Here is a 21,786-nt window from a genome sequence, read left to right on the forward strand (position 1 = left end):
GAGTTCCACGGAAAGGGACGAGCACGATGGATCCGGAAGCGGTTCGGCACACCGACAGCGCGAACGAGCGGGAGCGCCCGAAATACTCGATCGGCGAGGTCGCCGAGCGGTCGGGCCTCAGTCGCGACACGCTGCGCTGGTACGAGCGGATCGGGCTGATGAACTACATCGGTCGCGACCACACCGGCAACCGCCGCTTCAGCGATCGCGACCTGGAGTGGCTGGAGCTGATCGCGCGGCTGCGCACGACCGGCATGCCGGTGGCCGACATGATCCGGTATGCCGAACTGGTGCGGGCCGGTGAGCAGACCTTCCCGCAACGGCTGGAGATGTTCCGGCAGACCAGGGCCGACGTGCTCGACAAGATCGCGGAACTACAGAAGACCGTGGCCGTGCTGGACTACAAGATCGCCGTGTACGAGGGCCGATCCGAGTTGGTCCCGCCCGTCACGCTCACCGCGCACACGAGCGAAGGAACCGATACATGAGCACCACTCTGCCGACCACCACCCTCGGCGCCGACGGTCGACGGGTCGGCATCCAGGGTCTGGGCTGCATGGGCATCAGCGAGTTCTACGGCGACTCCGATCTGGCGGAGTCCCGGGCCACCCTCGAGCACGCCCTCGAACTCGGCGTGACCCTGTTCGACACCGCCGATATCTACGGCTCCGGCCACAACGAGGAATTTCTGTCCGGTTTCGTCCGCGAGCACCGCGACGAGCTGGTGATCGCCACCAAATTCGGCATCGTGCGCAAGGCCGACGATCCGGCGTTCCGCGGCTTCGACAACTCACCCGAGTACATCCGCGCCGCCGTGGACGCGAGCCTGCGCAGGCTCGGTGTCGACACCATCGACCTGTATTACATGCACCGCCGCGACCCGGCCGTGCCGATCGAGGACACCGTCGCCACGATGGCCGAGCTGGTCACCGCGGGCAAGGTGCGCGCGCTCGGCCTCTCGGAGGTGACCGGCGACGAACTGCGCGCCGCGCACGCGGTGCACCCGATCGCGGCCGTGCAGTCGGAGTGGTCGCTGTTCTCCCGCGATGTGGAGCGCACCGCCGTGCCCGCCGCGGCCGAACTCGGTGTGACGTTCGTGCCGTACTCGCCGCTGGGTCGCGGGTTCCTCACCGGCGCGTTCCGCAATGCGGACAGCCTCGGCGGCAACGACTTCCGGCAGCGGATGCCCCGCTTCACCGGCGCCAACGCCGAACGCAACGCCGAACTCCTCGCACCGCTGGCGGCGATCGCGCAAGCGCACGGCATCACCCAGGCCCAGGTCGCCCTCGCGTGGGTGCACGCGCGCGCCGAGGCACACGGCCTTGCGGTGGTGCCGATCCCGGGCACCCGCAAGCGCAGCAGGCTCGCGGAGAACGTCGCGGCTGCCGGGGTGCGGCTCGGCGACGACGAACTCGCGACGCTGGAACCGATCGCCGGACAGGTGGCGGGCCCACGGTACGCGGACATGTCGTTCACCTCGGCGGGACGGGAATAGCATCGGCTCGGGCGCGGCCGGGAATACTCACGCCGCGCCCGGGTTGGTCGGTATACCAAGTCACGAGCGCACCTGTTGGCGGTGCGGAAGGAGCGCAAGATGTCGGAGACCACCGCGTCGCAGGCCCGTGTCGTCCGCAACCAGGACAAGAACCGCTACGACATCTTCTACGGCGACGAACTCGCCGGCTTCGCCGAGTACATCGAGCGCGGCAACGACACCGACTTCGTGCACACCGAGATCGACGACGCCTTCGGCGGCAAGGGCCTCGGCAGCAAGCTGGCCCGCTACGCCGTGGAGGACGTGATCGCGCGCGGTCGAACCATCACTCCGCACTGCCCGTTCATCCGCGGCTGGCTCGACAAGCACCCCGAGTTCGACGCGCACGTGGTCGGCAAGGGCATCCCCGGATGAGCGACCTCGAGGCCGACCCCACCGAGGTGCTGTGCGAACCGTCGCCGAGTCCCGGTCCGATCACCGAGCTGTACCCGGCCAGGGAGGTCCCCCTCGGCGGCGTGCGCGGCGTGTACGTGGAACGCACCCTGCCGCAACGGGATCTGCCGACCGTCGGCGCGTGGTGTTTCCTCGACCGGTTCGGCTCGCCCACCGTCACCCACACCGGCGCCTCGCCCGACATCCTGCCCCACCCGCACATCGGCCTGCAGACGGTGACCTGGCCGTTCGACGGGCAGATCCGGCACCGCGATTCGGTGGGTTCGGATGTGCGGATCGAACCGGGTCAGCTGAACCTGATGACCTCCGGTCGCGGCATCGCGCATTCGGAGTTCGGCGTACCGGGCGCGAACGCGGGCAACGGCCTGCAACTGTGGATCGCCCTGCCCGACAGCGCGACCGGCGTCGAACCGCACTTCGAACAGCATCGCGAGCTGCCCGTATACGAGGAACCGGGGCTGCGGGCGACGGTGCTGATCGGTTCGCTGGGCGGCGTCATCTCACCGGCGAAGGCCTATACGCCGATCGTCGGTGCGGACATCGTCCTCGATCCCGGCGCCGACGTGCGACTACCGCTGGAACGCGCCTTCGAGCACGCGGTGCTCGTCGTCGAGGGCACGGTCGTCGTCGACGGCATCGAGCTCGGTCCAGGACCGCTGCTGTACCTGGGCACCGATCGGGCCGAGGTGCGTTTGACGAGCACCGACCGCGCGCATTTCGCCCTGATCGGCGGTGAGCCGTTCACCGAGGAACTGGTGATGTGGTGGAACTTCGTCGGGCGAAGTCACGAGGAGATCGTCGCGGCGCGCGAGGCGTGGGAAGCCCACGACACCAGCCGGTTCGGGCAGGTGGTCGACCATCCGGAGCAGGAGCGGATTCCCGCTCCGCCGCTGCCACCGCTGCGGTTGAAGCCGCGTAAACGCGCGACCGGCTGCTCGCACAGCTGAGCAGCCGGGCCTGCGTCGTGAGTCCGCGCGGTCAGCGGTTTCCGGCGAGCAGGGCGTCGAGGGCGCGGTAGCTGTCGTTGAGGCCGGTCTCCATGCCGGAGGCGAGCATGCCCGCGCATTCCTCGGCGGTGTGGAAGATGCTGTCGGTGACCACGCGGGTGCGGCCGTTGCCGAGGTCGACGAAGGTGGTCGTGTCGATCGAGATGTGGGCGGGCATACCGTCCCATTCGAAGGACTGCACGATCCGCTCCTTCGGGGTGATCTCGCGGAAGCGGCCTTCGAAACCGTAGGACTCGTCGCCCTCGTGCTCCACGAAACGCCAGTGCCCACCCTTGCGGAACTCCCAGCGCTCGATGTCGACCTCGTGGCCGCGCGCCCACCAGCGCGACAGCTGCTCGACGCGGCTGTAGGCGTCCCACACCCGATCCAGCGGTGCGTCGAAATCGCGTTCGATGTGCACTTCGCGGTCCGAGGTGGAGGTGATGACCGCGTCCTTGGTTGTGGTGCTCATAGCTCTGGCTCCGTTCGTCGCAGGAATTCATCGAGACGGTCCATCCGGGCTTCCAGCATCTGCCGATAACCCTGCATCCAGGCCACCTCCCGATCGAACACGTGCTCGCCGATGCGGCAGTACCGCACCCGCCCACGCTTCTCGGTGACCACCATGCCCGCATCCTCGAGCAACCCGATGTGCTTCTTGATGCCGGTCAACGTCATCTCGAACCGCTCGGCCAACTCGCTGACGGTGGCGGGCCCACGACCGAGATGCTCGAGGATGCCCCGCCGGGTGGGGTCCGCGAGCGCCCCGAACGAGGCGTCTAGGAAGTCATACTGAACCATCTAGTTCAGTATTGCGCGCGTGCCTCGACGCGTCAAGGGGCGGTCGGAAGTTTGCCGAATTCGCTGTACCGGCAGCGGGATTTACTACTACGCTTCGTCGTAGACATTTCGACGGAGGGGAAAACGATGGACAAGACAACGTGCTGCATCGTCGGCGGCGGACCGGCCGGGATGATGGCGGGTCTGCTGCTCGCGCGGGCGGGCGTCGAGGTCACCGTGCTGGAAAAACACCCCGACTTCCTGCGCGACTTCCGCGGCGACACCGTCCACCCGTCGACGATTCGGCTGCTCGACCAGCTCGGGCTCGGCACCGAATTCGCCCGGCTCCCCCAATCCGCGCTGACCACCCTCCGCGTCTACGCGGGCGACCGCATGGTGGTCGCCGCCGACTTCGCCAGGATCCCCGGCCGGTACCGGCACATCGCGATGGTGCCGCAGTGGGATTTCCTCGACCTGCTGGCCGGGGCTGCCGCCGAGGAACCCGGGTTCACCCTGCGGATGCGCTCGACCGTCACCGGGCTCGTCCAGGAGTCCGGCACGGTCGTCGGCGTGCACTACCTCGACGCGACCGGCGACACGCACACACTGCGCGCCGACCTCGTCATCTCCTGCGACGGACGCGATTCCGTGGCACGAGAGTCGGCGGGCCTGCTTCAGCGAAGCGAGGACGTACCGATGGACATGTGGTTCTTCCGCATCCCCAAAGCCGTCGACGACAGCGCGAGTGGAGCCGTACAGACCCGTTTCACCAGCGGAAACTCGGCAGTGGCGATCGATCGCGGCGACTATTACCAAACCGGATACATCATCGAGAAGGGTTGCGACGCAATGCTGCGCGCCGAGCACGACGTGCAGTGGCTGCGGGATCGGGTCGGCGAGCTGTTCGACTGGCCGGGCGAGGCGCTGGCACACATCCGGTCCTGGGACGACGTCAAGTTGCTCGAGGTGACCGTCGGAATGCTCGAACGCTGGTACGTGCCCGGCCTGCTGTGCATCGGCGACGCCGCGCACACCATGTCACCGGTCGGCGGTGTGGGCGTGAACCTCGCCATCCAGGACGCCGTCGCCGCCGCCCGCCTCCTCGCGCGGCCCCTGCTCGACGGCACCGTCACCACCGCCGACCTCGACAAGGTGCAGCGCAGGCGGATGTTGCCCGCGAGCTTCACCCAGCGCTCGCAGCGCGGCGAACACGAGCTGCTCATCGCTCCCGCCCTGCGCGGCGACCTGGACGCAGCACCGTTGCCGCTGCGCGTGGTCGACGCGGTGCCCGCGCTCGCCGGACTCACCGCGTACTTGGGCGGTATCGGACTTCGGCCGGAGCACGCACCCGACTTCGCCCGGCGTCCACCGGTCGGTGCGGACCCGCTGAATCCGGCGCACTGAACTGTGGATTCGTACGCCGATCACGACTGTTGGTTGTGGTCTTGCCCGATGCCCGAGTCGTGACGGGGGAGAACTTTCCGAAAAGCTGATCAGCGGCTAAGTTTGCCGCGATGACCGGGCGTGCGTGGCCCGGTGCGGGCAGCAGGAGGATGGCGCGATGAGGTTCGGCAAGATGTTCGGCGCGGCGGTGCTGGCAGTGGGAGTCGGTGTCGCGGGGGTCGGGATCGGACACGCCGAGCCGGCGCCCGCTCCGGAACCGCTCGGCCTGCGTGGGGTCGACAAAGGCGTGAACTACGAGGTCAGCGCGACCGACGATCGGCGCGCGGTGGTCACCAGCATCGACACCGGCCGCTTCGAGCTCGTCCACGACGCGAAAGTCGTTGCCATCACCGATGATTCGGGCGCGGTAGTGGCAGCGCTGCCGATGGTCGTGCGGGTCGGCGAGCACGCGGTGCCGCTCACTCCGAGCATCGACGCCGAAGGTTCCCGGCTCACCCTCACCCCGGTCGGCGAATCCGAGACCCCGGTCCGCGACATCAGCGCGCAGGAGCGGTTCTTCGCCGAAACCCAACGGCTGCAGCCGCAGATCATCCAGGGCGCGGCGATCGGTGCTGCCATCGGATTCGTTCTCGGCTTCCCCCTCGGGCTGTTCGTCCTCGACTTCATCACGGTGCCCGTCGCGACCGTCGCCGGTGCCGCCATCGGTGCGCTCGCGGGGTACGCCATGGCCGGTGGTCAGCCGGCGATCGATACCGCGATCGCGTACGTCACCGGGGCACCCTGAGCCTCGCCCCGGGATCGCGCGTCATGTCGAGATAAGACGCGCTCGCCTCTTTCGGGCGTCGACCGTAACCGACCGCATCAACGCTGACGTGCGCGATATGCGGCGACTGCGTTGCGGTTGCCGCAGGTGGTGCTGCAATAGCGCTTCGAGCGGTTACGGGACAGGTCGAGGACCAGGCCTGCACAGTCGTCGTCGGCACAGATCGAGAGGCGGCTCAGGTCGTCGGCGCGGATGACATCGATCATCGCCATGGCGGTTTCCACCGCGATACGCACCGGGAGCGCGGCCTCGGCGGGGACGGCGTGCACGTGGTAGTCGACGCTGCCGTGGCGGACCAGCTGCGGCACGGCGCGGTGCTCGCGCAGGATCTCGTTCACCAACGTGACGGCGGTGTCGCGGTCGCTGGTCAGCAACCGGCGTAGCGGGCCGCGCAGGGCGCGCACCTCGGAGAGTTCCGCCGCGTCGCTCCGGTGCGCGCCCGTGTAGTCGTGCCGGACGAAGAACTCGTCGAGCTGGACGATCTCGGTGAGCGTGTCCGGCTCGACGGCGGAATTCACCAGCTCCACAGCCGACAGCAGCGCCGCCTCGGTGTCATGAGCAAAAACCATGTTGACAGATTACGCCATGGTTCCTACCGTCATTAGTCATGGAGACTTTGACCCATGACGCGGCGGCCCGGCGGCTGCGCACCGGCTTGCTCTTCGCCCTCGCCTCGGCCACCTCGTTCGGGCTCTCCGGGCCGCTCGCGCGTGGGTTGATGAACGCGGGCTGGAGTGCGGCCGCGGTGGTCGCCGTGCGAGTACTGCTCGCAGGCGTCGTGTTGTTGCCGCTGGCCTGGCCGCATCTGCGCGATAACCGGACGCTGTTGCGCGACAATGCGAAACTCATCGTCGCCTACGGTTTGGTCGCCGTAGCGGGCACGCAGCTCGCCTACTTCAACGCGGTCGCGCGCATGGAGGTCGGCACCGCGTTGCTCATCGAATTCGCGGCGCCGATCGCGGTGGTCGGCTGGTTGTGGGTGCGGCACCGGCAGCGCCCCGGCGCGGCGACCGTCGCCGGTGCGATTCTCGGCATCACCGGCCTGATGCTGGTGCTCGACGTGGTCTCCGGCGTCTCCACCGACCCCGGCGGCATCATCTGGGCCCTCGGCTCGATGGTCGGCGCGGCAACCTATTTCGTGCTCTCCGACCAGGGCAGCGACCTGCCCGGCACAGTCCTCGCCGCAGGCGGTCTCCTCATCGGCGGCGTGGTCCTGTTCGCGGCCGGAACCATCGGCATCGTCCCCCTGCGCGCCACCACGAACCCCGTGGTCTTCGACGATTTCACCACCCCTTGGTGGCTGCCCATCCTCCTCATCGGCATCGTCACCGCCGCCATCTCCTACGTCACCGGCATCGCCGCCACCCGCCGCCTCGGCTCCCGCCTGGCCTCCTTCGTAGCCCTCACCGAAGTCCTGGCCGCCCTGGTCTTCGCCTGGCTCCTCCTCGGCGAAGCCCCCGGCCTGATCCAACTCTTCGGCGGCGCCTTGATCCTCCTGGGCGTCATCGCCGTCCGCCTCGGCGAACCCGCCGTCACCACCGTCGGCGACCCCGAATCCCCCACTGCCGAACCCCAACTCGACCGGACATGAGTCCTGTCCTCGGTCGTCCGAGGACACGCGGCGCGCGCGTCCTCGCTGCTCGGCAGCGGAAGCAAGCAGGCCGCGCGCAGGTTGCTCGAAGTCCCTCACTCACCAGCGATAGTCGAGGAACTTACCGTCCAGGGTGATGACGACACGGTCGCCGTCGGGGTGGGAGCGGCGAGCGATGTCGATGGTGAAGTTGATGGCGCTCATGATGCCGTCGCCGAACTTCTCGTGGATGAGTGCCTTGAGCGCCGGACCGTAGACCGAGACCGCCTCGACCAGGCGGTAGATCGTGGGGTCGGACAGTTGCGCCGGGTCGGCACCGCGCGACGGTTGCAGGCGCAGGCTTTCGGCGACGGTGTCGTCGAGGTCGAGCAGCGCGCAGACGGCGGCCGCCTGCTCCTCGGTCATCGGGTGCTGGCCGAGCAGGGCCGCGGTCGTCCAGACCAGTGGTGCGCCGATCGACTCCGCGATGCTCGCCCACGTGATGCCCTTGCGGAGACGGGCGGCGACGATCAGATCGGCGGCGGCGGACTTGGGCAGGATCGGTTGCATGCGGGCTCCTCGATTCGGGGTCGCCGCCAGCCTGCCATCGGGAGACGCCTGCCCACCATAGTGGAATACCACTATTTACGTGGGGGCAACCTGCCGTGATCGGCAGGCAACCTCCACGGCGAAAACTCCTGCGCCAGAGGCACTATGAAGGGGTTTCGATGTCCTATCTCAAACCGGCGGACTTCGTCGAGAAGATGATCGACGCGGGCGAAGCCAAAGCGTTCATGTCCACCCGCGACACGGTGATCCGCGCCTACATGGCCGGTGCGATCCTCGCCCTCGCCGCCGCCTTCGCGGTGACCATCACCGTGAACACCGGCGAGCCGCTGCTCGGCGCCGTCCTGTTCCCGGTCGGGTTCTGCATGCTCTACCTGCTCGGATTCGACCTGCTCACCGGGGTTTTCACGCTGGTACCGCTGGCGCTGATCGACAAGCGGCGCGGGGTCACCGTGCGCTCGATGTTGCGGAACTGGGGGCTCGTCTTCGTCGGCAACTTCGCCGGCGCGTTCACGGTGGCCGTGATGATGGCGATCATCCTGACCATGGGATTCTCCGTCGACCCGAGCGTGGTCGGCGAAAAGCTCGGTGACATCGGCGAATCCAGGACTGTGGGCTATGCCGACCACGGCGCCGCGGGCATGCTCACGCTGTTCATTCGCGCTGTGCTGTGCAACTGGATGGTTTCCACCGGCGTGGTCGCCGCGATGATGTCGACCTCGGTGTCGGGCAAGGTGATCGCGATGTGGATGCCCATCATGCTGTTCTTCTACATGGGCTTCGAACACTCCATCGTCAACATGTTCCTCTTCCCCTCCGGCCTGCTCCTCGGCGGCGACTTCTCGATCGGCGACTACCTGATCTGGAACGAAATCCCCACGGTGGTAGGCAACCTGGTCGGCGGCCTCACCTTCGTCGGCCTCACCCTCTACGCCACCCACGCCCGCACCGCCCCACCCCGCCGGCCCGAACCCACTGTGGTGGACTGATTCTCCGCGGCGCTGTGCCTACCGATCGCGATCGTCGAAAGGCAAGCGCGCCAACGGGAACCGAGGCGAACCTACCGTACGTATCAGCATGCCAGCTCACCCAGCGCGAGATTCCGCCGAGCGTGGCGAGGTCATGCTGGGTGGCTGCGTTGTAGGCGAATACTCCGCGCGTTGGGGCTGTCGCCCGTGGTCGGAAACGAAAACGGCCCCCGCTCCGGAGAGCGGGGGCCGAGATCTCTATTGACTGCCTAAGGCTTAGCGGTAGTCGCTGAAGCCGTAGTCGTCCAGCGGCACCGCGGCACCGGTGGAGGAGCCGAAGCTGTCCGGCGAGTAGTAGGTGTCGTCGTAGGACGGCACCGCGTACGCGGCGGCACGGGCTTCTTCGGTCGGCTGCACCTGGATGTTGCGGTAACGGTTGATACCGGTACCGGCCGGGATGAGCTTACCGATGATCACGTTCTCCTTCAGGCCGATCAGCTTGTCGGAGCGGCAGTTGATGGCCGCGTCCGTCAGCACTCGGGTGGTCTCCTGGAAGGAGGCCGCCGACAGCCACGAATCGGTGGCCAGCGACGCCTTGGTGATACCCATCAGCACCGGACGGCCGGAGGCGGGCTCGCCACCCTCGGCGACCACGCGACGGTTCGAGGCCTCGAACTCGGCACGCTCGGTGAGCGAACCGGGCAGGAACTCCGTGGCACCCGAATCGATGATCGTCACGCGACGCAGCATCTGGCGCACGATGACCTCGATGTGCTTGTCGTGGATCGACACACCCTGCGAGCGGTAGACCTCCTGGACCTCGTGGACCAGGTGGACCTGCACCTGACGGGGACCCATCACGCGCAGCACCTCGTGCGGATCGGCAGCGCCCTCGAGCAGCTGCTGACCCACCTCCACGTGGTCACCATCGGCGAGCAGGCGCTCGGAGCCGTCGTCGTGCTTGAACACACGCAGACGCTGACGCTTCGAGAGCTTGTCGTAGACGACTTCCTCCGACCCGTCATCCGGGATGATCGTGATCTTGTAGAAGCGGTCGTCGTCCTCGAGCCGCACGCGACCCGAGACCTCGGCGATGGGCGCCTTGCCCTTGGGCACACGAGCCTCGAAGAGCTCCTGCACGCGAGGCAGACCGCCGGTGATGTCGTCACCCGCGACACCACCCTGGTGGAAGGTACGCATGGTCAGCTGGGTACCGGGCTCACCGATGGACTGGGCGGCGACGATACCGACGGCCTCGCCGATGTCGACCAGCTTGCCGGTGGCCATCGAACGGCCGTAGCAGGTGGCGCAGACGCCGGTGCCGGTGGTGCAGGTCAGCACGGAGCGGACCTTCACCTCGGTGATACCGGCCTCGAGCAGCGCCTCCAGCGCGGGGTCGCCGAGGTCGGCGCCCTTCGCCACGATGACGTTGCCGCCTGCGTCGACCGCGTCCTGCGCCAGGGTGCGGGCGAAGGTCGAGGTCTCCACGTGCGCGTCACGGATGATCGTGCCGTCGGCCTGCTTCTCCGCGATCGGCACCACGATGCCGCGCTCGGTGCCACAGTCGTGCTCGCGCACGATGACATCCTGCGAGACGTCGACCAGACGACGGGTCAGGTAACCCGAGTCGGCGGTACGAAGCGCGGTGTCGGCCAGACCCTTACGAGCACCGTGGGTGTTGATGAAGTACTCGAGCACGGTCAGGCCCTCACGGAACGAGGACTTGATCGGGCGCGGGATGAACTCACCCTTCGGGTTCGTCACCAGGCCCTTCATACCCGCGAGGGTACGAGTCTGGGTGAAGTTACCCGTGGCACCCGAGTCGACGATCGTGATGATCGGGTTGTCGGCCGGGTAGTGGGTGCGCAGCGCCGCACCGACCTCTTCGGTCGCTTCCTGCCAGATCTTGACCAGGGCGTTGTTGCGCTCCTGGTGATCGAGAGCACCACGCTGGTACTTCTTCTCGATCTGGTCGGCCATGCCCTCGTAGCGCTCCATGATGTCGGCCTTCTCCGGCGGAACGAGCACGTCCGACATGGAGACGGTGACACCCGAACGCGTGGCCCAGTAGAAGCCCGCGTCCTTGAGCTTGTCGACGGTCTGGGCGACGACGATCATCGGGTAGCGCTCGGCCAGATCGTTGATGATCGTGGCCTGACGCTTCTTCGGCATCGGCTCGTTGATGAACGCGTAGTCCGCCGGGAGCAGCTCGTTGAAGATCACGCGACCGAGCGTGGTCTCGGCGAGCCAGGCATCGCCACGGTGCCAGCCCTCGGGGAACAGCTCCGCCTCGATCTCCTTCGGCGGGCGCTGCTCGGTGAGCCGCACCTTGATCAGCGAACGCACGGTGAGCTCACCGCGGTCGACGGCCATCTGCGCCTCGGCGGGCGAGGAGTACACGCCGAACTCCGGGGTGTCCTTGCCGCCGGCCTGGTAGGTACCGACACCGTTCTCGTCGAGCCGAGTCAGGTAGAACAGGCCGGTCACCATGTCCAGACGCGGCATCGCCAGCGGGCGACCCGACGCCGGGGACAGGATGTTGTTCGACGACAGCATCAGGATGCGCGCCTCGGCCTGCGCCTCCGCCGACAGCGGCAGGTGCACGGCCATCTGGTCACCGTCGAAGTCGGCGTTGAACGCCTCACACACCAGCGGGTGCAGCTGGATGGCCTTGCCTTCCACCAGCTGCGGCTCGAAGGCCTGGATACCGAGGCGGTGCAGGGTGGGCGCACGGTTCAGCATCACCGGGTGCTCGGCGATGACCTCTTCGAGGACATCCCACACCTGAGGACGCTGACGCTCGACCATCCGCTTGGCGGACTTGATGTTCTGCGCGTGGTTGAGATCGACCAGGCGCTTCATGACGAACGGCTTGAACAGCTCGAGCGCCATCAGCTTCGGCAGACCACACTGGTGCAGCTTCAGCTGCGGACCGACCACGATGACCGAACGGCCCGAGTAGTCGACACGCTTACCGAGCAGGTTCTGACGGAAACGACCCTGCTTGCCCTTGAGCAGATCGCTCAGCGACTTCAGCGGGCGGTTACCCGGACCGGTGACCGGGCGACCACGACGACCGTTGTCGAACAGCGCGTCGACGGACTCCTGCAGCATCCGCTTCTCGTTGTTGACGATGATCTCGGGCGCACCCAGATCGATCAGTCGCTTGAGGCGGTTGTTGCGGTTGATCACGCGGCGGTACAGGTCGTTCAGGTCGGAGGTGGCGAAACGGCCACCGTCGAGCTGAACCATCGGGCGCAGCTCCGGCGGGATCACCGGAACGGCGTCGAGCACCATGCCCATGGGCGAGTTGCCGTTGGCCTGGAAGGCCGCGACGACCTTGAGGCGCTTGAGCGCGCGCAGCTTCTTCTGGCCCTTACCGCTGCGGATGGTCTCGCGCAGCGACTCGGCCTCGGCGTCGATGTCGAAGTTCTCCATCAGCTTCTGGATGGACTCCGCACCCATGGCGCCGGTGAAGTACTCGCCGTAGCGGTCGACGAGCTCGCGGTAGAGCACCTCGTCGACGATGAGCTGCTTGACGGCCAGCTTGGTGAAGGTGGTCCAGATCTCGTCGAGACGATCCAGCTCACGCTGGGCGCGGTCGCGCAGCTGACGCATCTCGCGCTCGCCGCCGTCCTTGACCTTGCGGCGGACGTCGGACTTGGCGCCCTCGGCCTCCAGCTCGGCCAGGTCGGCTTCCAGCTTCTGCGCGCGGGCCTCGAGGTCGGCGTCGCGCTGATCGGCGACGGCCTTCTTCTCGACCTCCATCTCGGCCTCGAGGGTGCTGAGCTCGTTGTGGCGCAGCTCCTCGTCGACACCGACGATGACGTAGGCGGCGAAGTAGATGATCTTCTCGAGATCCTTCGGCGCCAGATCCAGCAGGTAGCCCAAGCGCGACGGGACGCCCTTGAAGTACCAGATGTGGGTGACCGGTGCGGCCAGCTCGATGTGGCCCATGCGCTCACGACGCACCTTGGCGCGAGTCACCTCGACGCCACAGCGCTCACAGATGATGCCCTTGAAGCGGACGCGCTTGTACTTGCCGCAGTAGCACTCCCAGTCCCGGGTGGGGCCGAAGATCTTCTCGCAGAAGAGCCCGTCCTTCTCCGGCTTGAGCGTGCGGTAGTTGATGGTCTCCGGCTTCTTGACCTCGCCGTAGGACCAGTTGCGAATGTCTTCGGCAGAGGCCAGGCCGATCCGGAGTTCATCGAAGAAGTTGACGTCTAGCACGTAACTTCCTTTCCCCTGTTCGGGTCGAATTCGAGCAAAAGTTCACTAGTTGTCGAGCGCGGTGCGCGATGCGGGCGCCTTTTCCGGAGACACCCGCACCGCGCTTACCACCTAGTTCGCCAAATCGTCGACAGTGGCCGCTTCGTTCCTGGACAGGTTGATGCCCAGGTTCGCCGCGGCGCGCTCCAGATCCTCGTCGTCACCGTCACGCATCTCGATCGCGGCGCCGTCCGAGGACAGGACCTCCACGTTGAGGCACAGCGACTGGAGTTCCTTGAGGAGCACCTTGAACGACTCCGGAATGCCCGGCTCCGGAATGTTCTCGCCCTTGACGATGGCCTCGTAGACCTTCACGCGGCCGACCACGTCGTCGGACTTGATGGTCAGGAGCTCCTGCAGCGTGTACGCCGCACCGTAGGCCTGCATGGCCCAGCACTCCATCTCACCGAAACGCTGACCACCGAACTGCGCCTTACCACCCAGCGGCTGCTGCGTGATCATCGAGTACGGACCGGTCGAACGCGCGTGGATCTTGTCGTCGACCAGGTGGTGCAGCTTCAGGATGTACATGTAACCGACCGCGACCGGGTACGGGAACGGCTCGCCGGAACGACCGTCGAACAGGGTCGCCTTGCCGTCGGCGTCGACCATCCGCTCGCCGTCACGGTTGGGCAGCGTCGAGCCGAGCAGACCGGTGAGCTCGTTGTCCTTCGCGCCGTCGAAGACGGGCGTCGCGATGTTCGAGTCGGCCGGTGCGGCCAGCATCTCCTCGGGCAGCGTCGCCGCCCACTCGGGGCGCGTGCCGTCCGTGGCCACGTCGATGTTCCAGCCGGCCTTACCGATCCACCCGAGATGGGTTTCCAGGATCTGGCCGATGTTCATACGACGCGGCACACCGTGGGTGTTCAGGATGATGTCGACCGGGGTGCCGTCGGGCATGAACGGCATGTCCTCCACCGGGAGGATCTTGCCGATGACGCCCTTGTTGCCGTGGCGGCCGGCGAGCTTGTCGCCGTCCTGGATCTTGCGCTTCTGCGCCACGTAGACACGGACCAGCTCGTTCACGCCGGGAGGCAGATCGTCGTCGTCCTCGCGCGAGAACACGCGGATGCCGATGACCTTGCCGGACTCACCGTGGGGCACCTTCAGCGAGGTGTCGCGCACTTCGCGCGCCTTCTCGCCGAAGATGGCACGCAGCAGGCGCTCTTCCGGGGTGAGCTCGGTCTCGCCCTTGGGCGTGACCTTGCCGACCAGGATGTCGCCGTCGCGGACCTCGGCACCGATGCGGATGATGCCGCGCTCGTCCAGGTCGGCCAGCACCTCGTCGGAGACGTTCGGGATGTCCCGGGTGATCTCCTCGGCGCCCAGCTTGGTGTCGCGGGCGTCGATCTCGTGCTCTTCGATGTGGATCGAGGTGAGAACGTCCTCTTCCACGAGGCGCTGCGACAGGATGATCGCGTCCTCGTAGTTGTGGCCTTCCCACGGCATGATCGCGACGAGCAGGTTCTTGCCCAGCGCCATCTCACCGTTCTCGGTGCAGGGACCGTCGGCCAGAACCTGGCCGGCCTCGACCCGCTGACCCTCGTCCACGATCGGACGCTGGTTGGAGCAGGTGCCCTGGTTGGAGCGGTTGAACTTGCGCATCCGGTAGGACTTGCGGCTGCCGTCGTCGGCCATCACGGTGACGTAGTCGGCCGAGACCTCCTCGACCACACCCGACTTCTCGTTCACCACGACATCGCCCGCGTCGACCGCGGCGCGCAGCTCCATGCCGGTGCCCACGATGGGGGCCTCGGAACGGATCAGCGGCACGGCCTGACGCTGCATGTTCGCACCCATGAGGGCACGGTTGGCGTCGTCGTGCTCGAGGAACGGGATCATGGCCGTCGCGACCGACACCATCTGGCGCGGCGAGATGTCCATGTAGTCGACCTGCGACGGCGAGACGAACTCGACCTCTTCACCGGCGCGCCGCACGAGGACCTTCTCCTCGATGAAGCGACCCTCGGCGTCGACCGGCGAGTTGGCCTGCGCACGGACGTAACGGTCTTCCTCGTCGGCCGTGAGGTACTTGACCTCGTCGGTGACCTTGCCGTCGACGACCTTGCGGTACGGCGTCTCGATGAAGCCGAACGGGTTGACTCGCGCGTACACCGACAGCGAACCGATCAGGCCGATGTTCGGGCCTTCCGGGGTCTCGATCGGGCACATGCGGCCGTAGTGCGACGGGTGGACGTCACGAACTTCCAGACCGGCGCGCTCACGGGACAGACCACCCGGGCCCAGCGCCGACAGGCGGCGCTTGTGGGTGAGACCCGACAGCGGGTTGTTCTGGTCCATGAACTGCGACAGCTGCGAGGTTCCGAAGAACTCCTTGATCGCCGCGACCACGGGACGGATGTTGATCAGGGTCTGCGGCGTGATCGCCTCGACGTCCTGAGTCGTCATCCGCTCGCGGACCACGCGCTCCATGCGGGACAGGCCCACGCGGATCTGGTTCTGGATCAGCTCGCCGACGGTGCGCAGACGACGGTTACCGAAGTGGTCGATGTCGTCGATCTCGACGGGGACCTCTTCGCCACCGGGGGCGGTCATCGAGCGGTCACCGGCGTGCAGACGCACCAGGTACTCGATGGTGTCGACGATGTCTTCCTTGGTGAGCACCGAGGAAGTGACCGGCTTGTCGAGGTTGATGCCGAGCTTCTTGTTGATCTTGTAGCGACCGACGCGCGCCAGGTCGTAGCGCTTCTCCTTGAAGAACAGGTTCTCCAGCAGAGTCTGCGCGGACTCCTTGGTCGGCGGCTCGCCCGGACGCAGCTTGCGGTAGATGTCGAGCAGCGCCTCGTCCTGGCCGGGCGTGCTGTCCTTCTCGAGGGTCGACATCATGATCTCGGAGAAGCCGAAACGCTCGACGATCTCCTCGGTGGTCATGCCGAGTGCCTTGAGCAGCACGGTGACCGGCTGACGGCGCTTGCGGTCGATGCGGACACCGACGGTGTCGCGCTTGTCGACGTCGAATTCCAGCCAGGCGCCGCGCGACGGGATCACGCGCACGCTGTGCAGGTCCTTCTCGGTGGCCTTGTCGATGCTGTGATCGAAGTACACGCCGGGGGAACGCACGAGCTGGGAGACGACGACACGCTCGGTGCCGTTGATGATGAAGGTGCCCTTGTCGGTCATCATGGGGAAATCACCCATGAAGACGGTCTGGCTCTTGATCTCGCCGGTGTTGTTGTTGATGAACTCCGCGGTGACGAACAGCGGCGCCGCGTAGGTCATGTCCTTCTCTTTGCACTCATCGATGGAGGCCTTGACCTCTTCGAAGCGCGGGTCGGAGAACGACAGGGACATCGAACCGGAGAAATCCTCGATCGGCGAGAGCTCTTCGAGCACCTCTTCGAGGCCGCCTGCGAGACCGACGTCGCCGCGTGCGGCCGCCTTCTCACGCCAGTCGGGGGAACCGACCAACCAGGCGAACGAGTCCGTTTGTAGGTCGAGAAGTCCGGGCACCTCCAAGGGCTCTCGGATCTTCGCGAACGAAACCCTCAACGGGGCTCCGGGGATACCAGCCTTGGTCTGGGTGGAGACTGCCAAGATGCGTCCTTCCAGCACCTCACGCGCGTCGCGTGGTGGTCCGCGACCGTCGCTTGTCTGCTACGAGTTCCGCTGGTTACAACCCGAACGAAACCTGAACAGGCAGCAGCGGAAGTAACACCGGAAGGTGGAACTTACGAGTGCGAATCAAGGTGTGGACAGGAGGCAGCCAGCGCAACGTCCAAACTTACACCCCTATGCAAGGGGGTGTCAACATACCATCCGAGTCATCACTCGGACGGCAAACGCGCCGAAGTCCCGGGACGCTGGCCGCGTCGGAAACTCGGGCGCCGAAGCCCCTGTAACAGCAGACGCTGTTGTGAATAGGGTGACGGTTCGCGACCGGCTCGTCAAGTGGCGCGGCGGCTCCGTGTCCGAGATCGAGATCGCCTGGCGCGCTGGGCATCCCCGCCCGAACCGCGGTTATTTTACCCGCGACACGCCGTGTGCGCCATCTCGCGAAACGCCAGGTCAGGGCGCTTTCCGGCACCGGAACGCGAAAGGCCCCGGGCGAACCCGGGGCCTTTCGAGACGAAACTTGTCAGCCGTTGGTCTGGCCGTGCGGCATTGCTTTGAACGATTCGGTGGGGTGATCGTTGCCCCCGTAGGCGGCCATCACCTGGGTGTCGTCGGACTCGGCCAGCGACTCGCGGATGGCGGCCTGGGCCGCGGCGGGCAGGGTGTGCATGATCTCGCGCACACGGGCCTGACGACGGTAGACCGCCTGCCGTGCGGGCATGCCCGGCTCTGCCTTCATCTGCGGGATGATGCCCTCGATCTCCTCGGCGCCACCGTGGTGGTGACCGGCGTCGACGAGCGCCTGCTCGCGCGCCATCTGCGCCTCGTCCTTCTCCTCGGACATACCGATCGGACCGATCATGCGGCCGTTGAGGAACTGCTTGACCACCGGCTCCTCGCTGGTGAGCAGCACCTCACGTGGGCCGAACATCACCAGCTGACGACGGAACAGCATGCCGATGTTGTCGGGCACGGTGCGGGCCAGGTTGATGTTGTGCGTCACGATGAGGATCGTCGCGTCGATCTGGGCGTTGATGTTGAGCAGCAGCTGCGCCAGGTACGAGGTACGCACCGGGTCGAGGCCGGAGTCGGGTTCGTCGACGAGGATGATCTGCGGGTCGAGCACCAGCGCGCGGGCCAGGCCGGCGCGCTTGCGCATACCGCCGGAGATCTCGCCGGGCAGTTTGTTCTCCGCGCCGAGCAGACCGGTGAGCTCGAGCTTCTCCATCACGATGCGACGGATCTCGGTTTCCGACTTCTTGGTGTGCTCGCGCAGCGGGAAGGCGATGTTGTCGAACAGATTCATCGAGCCGAACAGCGCGCCGTCCTGGAAAAGCACGCCGAACAGTTTGCGGATCTCGTAGAGCTCCTTGTTGGAGCAGGTGGTGATATCGGTGCCATCGATGAAGATCGACCCGCGCTCGGGCCGCAGCAGACCGATGAGCGATTTCAGGAACACCGACTTACCCGTACCCGAGGGGCCGAGCAGCGCGCTCACCTCGCCCGAAGGGAGCGTGATCGACACGTCCTGCCAAATTCGCTGTGAACCGAAGGACTTGGTTACACCCTCGGTCCTGACCTCGACGCCCACGCCTACCTCCATTGATCCTGCGAGCACCCCACCCGCTCACCGCGCGCTCACATCTCGGCGGTGCGTCACGACACTGTGGGTCCGGTCACTGTAACCCATGAGTGAGACGGGGCACACCTCTACATGACTGAAGAGTAACCCCGACCATGCGCTACAGCGCGTATCACTTTCCCATGTCCGTATATATAACAAACGGGCGGCCCCCTGAGGGACCGCCCGTTCGTCTACGCGAAGCGCTGAATTACTTGACCGAGACCTTGGCGCCGGCCTCTTCCAGCTTCGCCTTGGCAGCCTCGGCGGCGTCCTTGGCGACCTTCTCCAGGATCGGCTTCGGGGCACCCTCGACCAGGTCCTTGGCTTCCTTCAGGCCCAGGCCCGAGACGATCTCACGGACCACCTTGATGACCTGGATCTTCTTGTCGCCCGCACCCTCGAGGATGACGTCGAACTCGTCCTGCTCCTCAGCGGCCTCGGCCGGAGCAGCGGCGCCACCGGCGGCGGCGACGGCGACGGGAGCAGCAGCGGTGACCTCGAACTTCTCCTCGAACGCCTTCACGAAGCCCGAGAGCTCCAGCAGGGTCATCTCCGAGAAAACGTCGAGCAGCTCTTCGGTGGACAGCTTGGCCATGATTGTTCCTTTCGGTGGTGAATGTCTTTGTGCGCGGGCGTAATACCCGAGCGGGGGGTATTACTCGGCAGCGCCTTCGGCCTGCTTCTTCTCCTGCAGCGCGGCGGCCAGACGGGCCACCTGACCGGCAGGAGCCGAGAACAGCCCGGCAGCCTTGGACATGTTGCCCTTCATCGCGCCGGCCAGCTTGGCCAGCAGGACCTCACGGCTCTCGAGGTCGGCGATCTTCTCGACCTCGGACACGGACAGCGCAGCGCCGTCCATGTAGCCGCCCTTGATGACGAGCGCCTTGTTCTCCTTGGCGAAGGTCTTGATGGCCTTCGCGGCGTCGACCGGCTCACCCTGGATGAAGGTGATGGCGGTCGGTCCGACGAACAAGTCGTCCAGGCCCTCGATGCCCGCTTCCGCGGCCGCACGCTTGACCAGGGTGTTCTTGGCGACGGAGTACGTGGCACCGGCGCCGAGCGCGCGACGCAGCTCGGTGAGCTTGCCGACCGACAGGCCACGGTATTCCGTGACGACAGTGGCCGTGGAGTTCTTGAACTGCTCCGCGATCTCCGCGACAGCGGTGACCTTTTCAGGCTTCGCCATACTTCGCCTCCTCTCTGATGTCGGTTCGTGAACGCGCACTACCGAATCAGGGGCCGGCGACAAAACTAACACCCCGGACGCAAGGCGTACCGGGGCGCGAAAGAATAGAATTCTTCTGCCTCAGCTCTCCCTGCGTGGGCCGCCGGCAATGTCGCCGGACCTTCGATCGAATACCGCGCGAGCGGCATCGACGACCAACGGTCTTCGGTAGAACGAATGGGTAGTCGTCGAACAGGTCGACGACCGGATTCCACTGTACCTGCACCCACCCCCATCTGCCAAAACGGGTCGGTGGGTGCCCGGAACGCCCGAATATGTTGTGAGCCAGGCCACTTTGGTTCCTACATTGTGGTAGCAATCGCACGCGAAAGGTGTTACGCAGGGTGACAGTAACCTGGTTCACTCCTGGCCTATGACAACCTCCGTAGTCGCTCCACCAGTGTTGCTGGACCGGCGTTCCCGGCGATTCCTCGCACTCGCCGTGATCTGTCTGGCCGAACTGCTGGTCGTCCTCGACAACACCATCGTCAACGTCGCTCTCCCCTCTATCGGCGTCCAGCTCGCCACCGGTGTCTCCGGCCTGCAGTGGGTCGTCGATGCCTACACCCTCACCTTCGCCGGACTACTGCTCGCCGCGGGCAACCTCGGTGACCGGTACGGCCGCAGGCGGATCATGACGATCGGCCTGGTCGGCATCGCCGTCATGTCGGTCGGCGGCGCGCTCGCGGAGTCGATGACCCAGGTCATCGCGGCCCGCGCGGCGATGGGCGTCTTCGCCGCCGCTGTCTTCCCCGCCACCCTCGCCCTGATCATCAACATCTTCACCGACCGGCGCGAACGCGCGCTCGCCATCGCCGCCTGGACCGCGATGGCGGGCTTCGCCATCGCCATCGGCCCGATCTCGGGCGGGTGGCTGCTCGAGCACTTCAGCTGGCACTCGGTGTTCTGGATCAATGTGCCGGTGGCGCTGGCCGCGTTGGTCGGGACGCTGATCTGGGTGCCGGAATCGCGAGCCGACCAGGTCGGCAAGCTGGATCTACCCGGGATCGGACTCTCGATCGCCGGCATCACGCTGGTGGTGTGGGCGATCATCGAGGCACCGCACAACGGCTGGCTCTCGCTCACCACCCTCTGCACCGCCGCCTTGGGCGCTCTTCTGCTCGCCGCCTTCGTGATCTGGGAATTGCGCACGCCCGCACCGATTCTCGACATGCGACTGTTCCGCAATCGACGATTCTCGTTGCCCGCCTTGGCCATTGCCATCGGTTACTTCTCGATGTTCGGGTTCCTGTTCCTGATCACGCAGTACTTCCAGGGCGTCCGCGAATACACGCCACTCGAATTCGGCATCGCCTCGCTGCCGTTCGCGTTCTCGGTGGCGATCGGCGCCCCCGTCGCGACCCTGCTCGCGCAACGGGTCGGCACCACGGCGGTCCTGGTGATCGGCCTGCTGCTCACCGGCCTCGGCCTCTACCTGGGCGGACAGGTCACCGTGGACAGCAGCTATCTGATCGGAGTGCTGCCGTCGATGGTGTCGATGGCACTCGGCCTCGGCATTGTGCAGGGTCCGGCCACCGAATCGATCATGTCGGCGCTACCCCTGGAGGAGGCGGGCGCCGGTTCGGCCGTCAACGACACCACCCGCGAGATCGGCGGCACCCTCGGCGTCGCGGTGCTCGGCTCGATCGTCGCCTCGTACTACACCAGCCGGATCGGCGCCAGGATCGACGCCATCCCGGTCGGCATCATGAACGACAACGAGAAGAGCCTGGTCAAAGCCAGCCCACTCAGCGTCCTGGAGCTGCGCAAACGCGAATTGACCCCGTTCCTGGAAACCCAGCGCGAGAATCTCATCGTCGCTATGAAGACGGCAACCCTGCAGGGCGCACACGCCGCCTCCCTAGTCGCGACCGGCGCAGTTCTCGTCTGCGCGGTGATCGTGGCGATCTTCCTGCCCTGGAAACCACACAGCGGCGAGTCCGTCCTGCTCGCCTGGCGCGACACCGACGACACCGAGCGCTGAAACGCCGCGAGGGTGGGAACGCAAATGCGTTCCCACCCTCGCGGTTGATCAGGAGCTACCTGTCA

Annotated in this window: 18 protein-coding genes; 9 read left to right on the plus strand and 9 right to left on the minus strand. The window is 66.3% G+C overall.

Annotated elements, in window-relative coordinates; translation table 11 throughout:
* Nucleotides 1-26 precede the first annotated feature (26 nt).
* The 4 genes from ACWEVR_RS07775 (at nt 27) to ACWEVR_RS07790 (ending at nt 2,895) form a co-directional block, all read left to right on the plus strand.
* Nucleotides 27-488 carry a MerR family transcriptional regulator gene (locus ACWEVR_RS07775; RefSeq protein ID WP_067641856.1) on the plus strand — a complete coding sequence of 154 codons (462 nt, stop codon included), beginning with the start codon at nt 27-29 and terminating at the stop codon, nt 486-488.
* On the plus strand, nt 485-1,495 hold the full coding sequence (locus tag ACWEVR_RS07780; RefSeq protein ID WP_067641857.1) for an aldo/keto reductase: 1,011 nt from the start codon (nt 485-487) through the stop codon (nt 1,493-1,495). The genes ACWEVR_RS07775 and ACWEVR_RS07780 overlap by 4 nt, the downstream gene beginning before the upstream one ends.
* Nucleotides 1,496-1,594: 99 nt before the next feature.
* Nucleotides 1,595-1,909 (plus strand): GNAT family N-acetyltransferase, encoded by a 315-nt coding sequence (locus ACWEVR_RS07785; protein WP_357148432.1) that lies wholly within the window; start codon nt 1,595-1,597, stop codon nt 1,907-1,909.
* Complete coding sequence (locus ACWEVR_RS07790; protein WP_452466274.1) at nt 1,906-2,895, plus strand: pirin family protein; 990 nt, start codon at nt 1,906-1,908, stop codon at nt 2,893-2,895. Before ACWEVR_RS07785 ends, ACWEVR_RS07790 begins: the two co-directional genes overlap by 4 nt.
* A gap of 31 nt (nt 2,896-2,926) precedes the next feature.
* On the opposite strand, the gene ACWEVR_RS07795 is transcribed toward ACWEVR_RS07790, so the two are convergent.
* Together ACWEVR_RS07795 and ACWEVR_RS07800 are read right to left on the minus strand one after the other, a co-directional pair.
* On the minus strand, nt 2,927-3,406 hold the full coding sequence (locus ACWEVR_RS07795; RefSeq protein WP_067485115.1) for an SRPBCC family protein: 480 nt from the start codon (nt 3,404-3,406) through the stop codon (nt 2,927-2,929).
* On the minus strand, nt 3,403-3,735 hold the full coding sequence (locus ACWEVR_RS07800) for an ArsR/SmtB family transcription factor (RefSeq protein WP_452466275.1): 333 nt from the start codon (nt 3,733-3,735) through the stop codon (nt 3,403-3,405). The genes ACWEVR_RS07795 and ACWEVR_RS07800 overlap by 4 nt, the downstream gene beginning before the upstream one ends.
* A 126-nt stretch (nt 3,736-3,861) precedes the next feature.
* Between ACWEVR_RS07800 and ACWEVR_RS07805 the strand changes: the two genes are divergently transcribed.
* Nucleotides 3,862-5,118 (plus strand): FAD-dependent oxidoreductase, encoded by a 1,257-nt coding sequence (locus tag ACWEVR_RS07805; protein ID WP_452466276.1) that lies wholly within the window; start codon nt 3,862-3,864, stop codon nt 5,116-5,118.
* A gap of 157 nt (nt 5,119-5,275) precedes the next feature.
* The gene (locus ACWEVR_RS07810; protein WP_067485109.1) at nt 5,276-5,902 is read left to right on the plus strand and encodes a hypothetical protein; all 627 of its coding nucleotides are present in this window, start codon (nt 5,276-5,278) and stop codon (nt 5,900-5,902) included.
* Between the two features lie 77 nt (nt 5,903-5,979).
* Here the strand turns inward: ACWEVR_RS07810 and ACWEVR_RS07815 are convergent, their stop codons facing one another.
* On the minus strand, nt 5,980-6,510 hold the full coding sequence (locus tag ACWEVR_RS07815) for a CGNR zinc finger domain-containing protein (RefSeq protein ID WP_452466277.1): 531 nt from the start codon (nt 6,508-6,510) through the stop codon (nt 5,980-5,982).
* Between the two features lie 38 nt (nt 6,511-6,548).
* Here ACWEVR_RS07815 and ACWEVR_RS07820 point away from each other — a divergent pair, with 38 nt between their 5' ends.
* Nucleotides 6,549-7,532 carry an EamA family transporter gene (locus ACWEVR_RS07820; protein ID WP_452466278.1) on the plus strand — a complete coding sequence of 328 codons (984 nt, stop codon included), beginning with the start codon at nt 6,549-6,551 and terminating at the stop codon, nt 7,530-7,532.
* A gap of 99 nt (nt 7,533-7,631) precedes the next feature.
* On the opposite strand, the gene cynS is transcribed toward ACWEVR_RS07820, so the two are convergent.
* Entirely contained in the window at nt 7,632-8,081 is a 450-nt protein-coding gene (gene cynS, locus ACWEVR_RS07825) for a cyanase (protein ID WP_452466279.1), read from the minus strand.
* A gap of 158 nt (nt 8,082-8,239) precedes the next feature.
* On the opposite strand from cynS, the gene ACWEVR_RS07830 reads away from it, so the two are divergent.
* Nucleotides 8,240-9,067: a formate/nitrite transporter family protein gene (locus ACWEVR_RS07830; RefSeq protein ID WP_452466280.1), complete on the plus strand. Its 828-nt coding sequence runs from the start codon at nt 8,240-8,242 to the stop codon at nt 9,065-9,067.
* 255 nt (nt 9,068-9,322) lie between these two features.
* Here the strand turns inward: ACWEVR_RS07830 and ACWEVR_RS07835 are convergent, their stop codons facing one another.
* The 5 genes from ACWEVR_RS07835 to rplJ form a co-directional block, all read right to left on the minus strand.
* Nucleotides 9,323-13,276 (minus strand): DNA-directed RNA polymerase subunit beta', encoded by a 3,954-nt coding sequence (locus ACWEVR_RS07835; RefSeq protein ID WP_452466281.1) that lies wholly within the window; start codon nt 13,274-13,276, stop codon nt 9,323-9,325.
* A gap of 111 nt (nt 13,277-13,387) precedes the next feature.
* Nucleotides 13,388-16,888 carry a DNA-directed RNA polymerase subunit beta gene (gene rpoB, locus ACWEVR_RS07840; RefSeq protein WP_452466282.1) on the minus strand — a complete coding sequence of 1,167 codons (3,501 nt, stop codon included), beginning with the start codon at nt 16,886-16,888 and terminating at the stop codon, nt 13,388-13,390.
* Between the two features lie 523 nt (nt 16,889-17,411).
* Nucleotides 17,412-18,491 (minus strand): ABC transporter ATP-binding protein, encoded by a 1,080-nt coding sequence (locus ACWEVR_RS07845; RefSeq protein WP_067485076.1) that lies wholly within the window; start codon nt 18,489-18,491, stop codon nt 17,412-17,414.
* 229 nt (nt 18,492-18,720) lie between these two features.
* The gene (rplL, locus tag ACWEVR_RS07850; protein WP_067485073.1) at nt 18,721-19,107 is read right to left on the minus strand and encodes a 50S ribosomal protein L7/L12; all 387 of its coding nucleotides are present in this window, start codon (nt 19,105-19,107) and stop codon (nt 18,721-18,723) included.
* A 60-nt stretch (nt 19,108-19,167) separates the two neighbouring features.
* On the minus strand, nt 19,168-19,698 hold the full coding sequence (gene rplJ, locus ACWEVR_RS07855) for a 50S ribosomal protein L10 (RefSeq protein WP_067979605.1): 531 nt from the start codon (nt 19,696-19,698) through the stop codon (nt 19,168-19,170).
* Nucleotides 19,699-20,110: 412 nt separating this feature from the next.
* Between rplJ and ACWEVR_RS07860 the strand changes: the two genes are divergently transcribed.
* Nucleotides 20,111-21,721 carry an MFS transporter gene (locus ACWEVR_RS07860; protein WP_452466283.1) on the plus strand — a complete coding sequence of 537 codons (1,611 nt, stop codon included), beginning with the start codon at nt 20,111-20,113 and terminating at the stop codon, nt 21,719-21,721.
* Nucleotides 21,722-21,786: the final 65 nt, after the last annotated feature.

The organism is Nocardia sp. NPDC003979 (genome assembly GCF_053605015.1).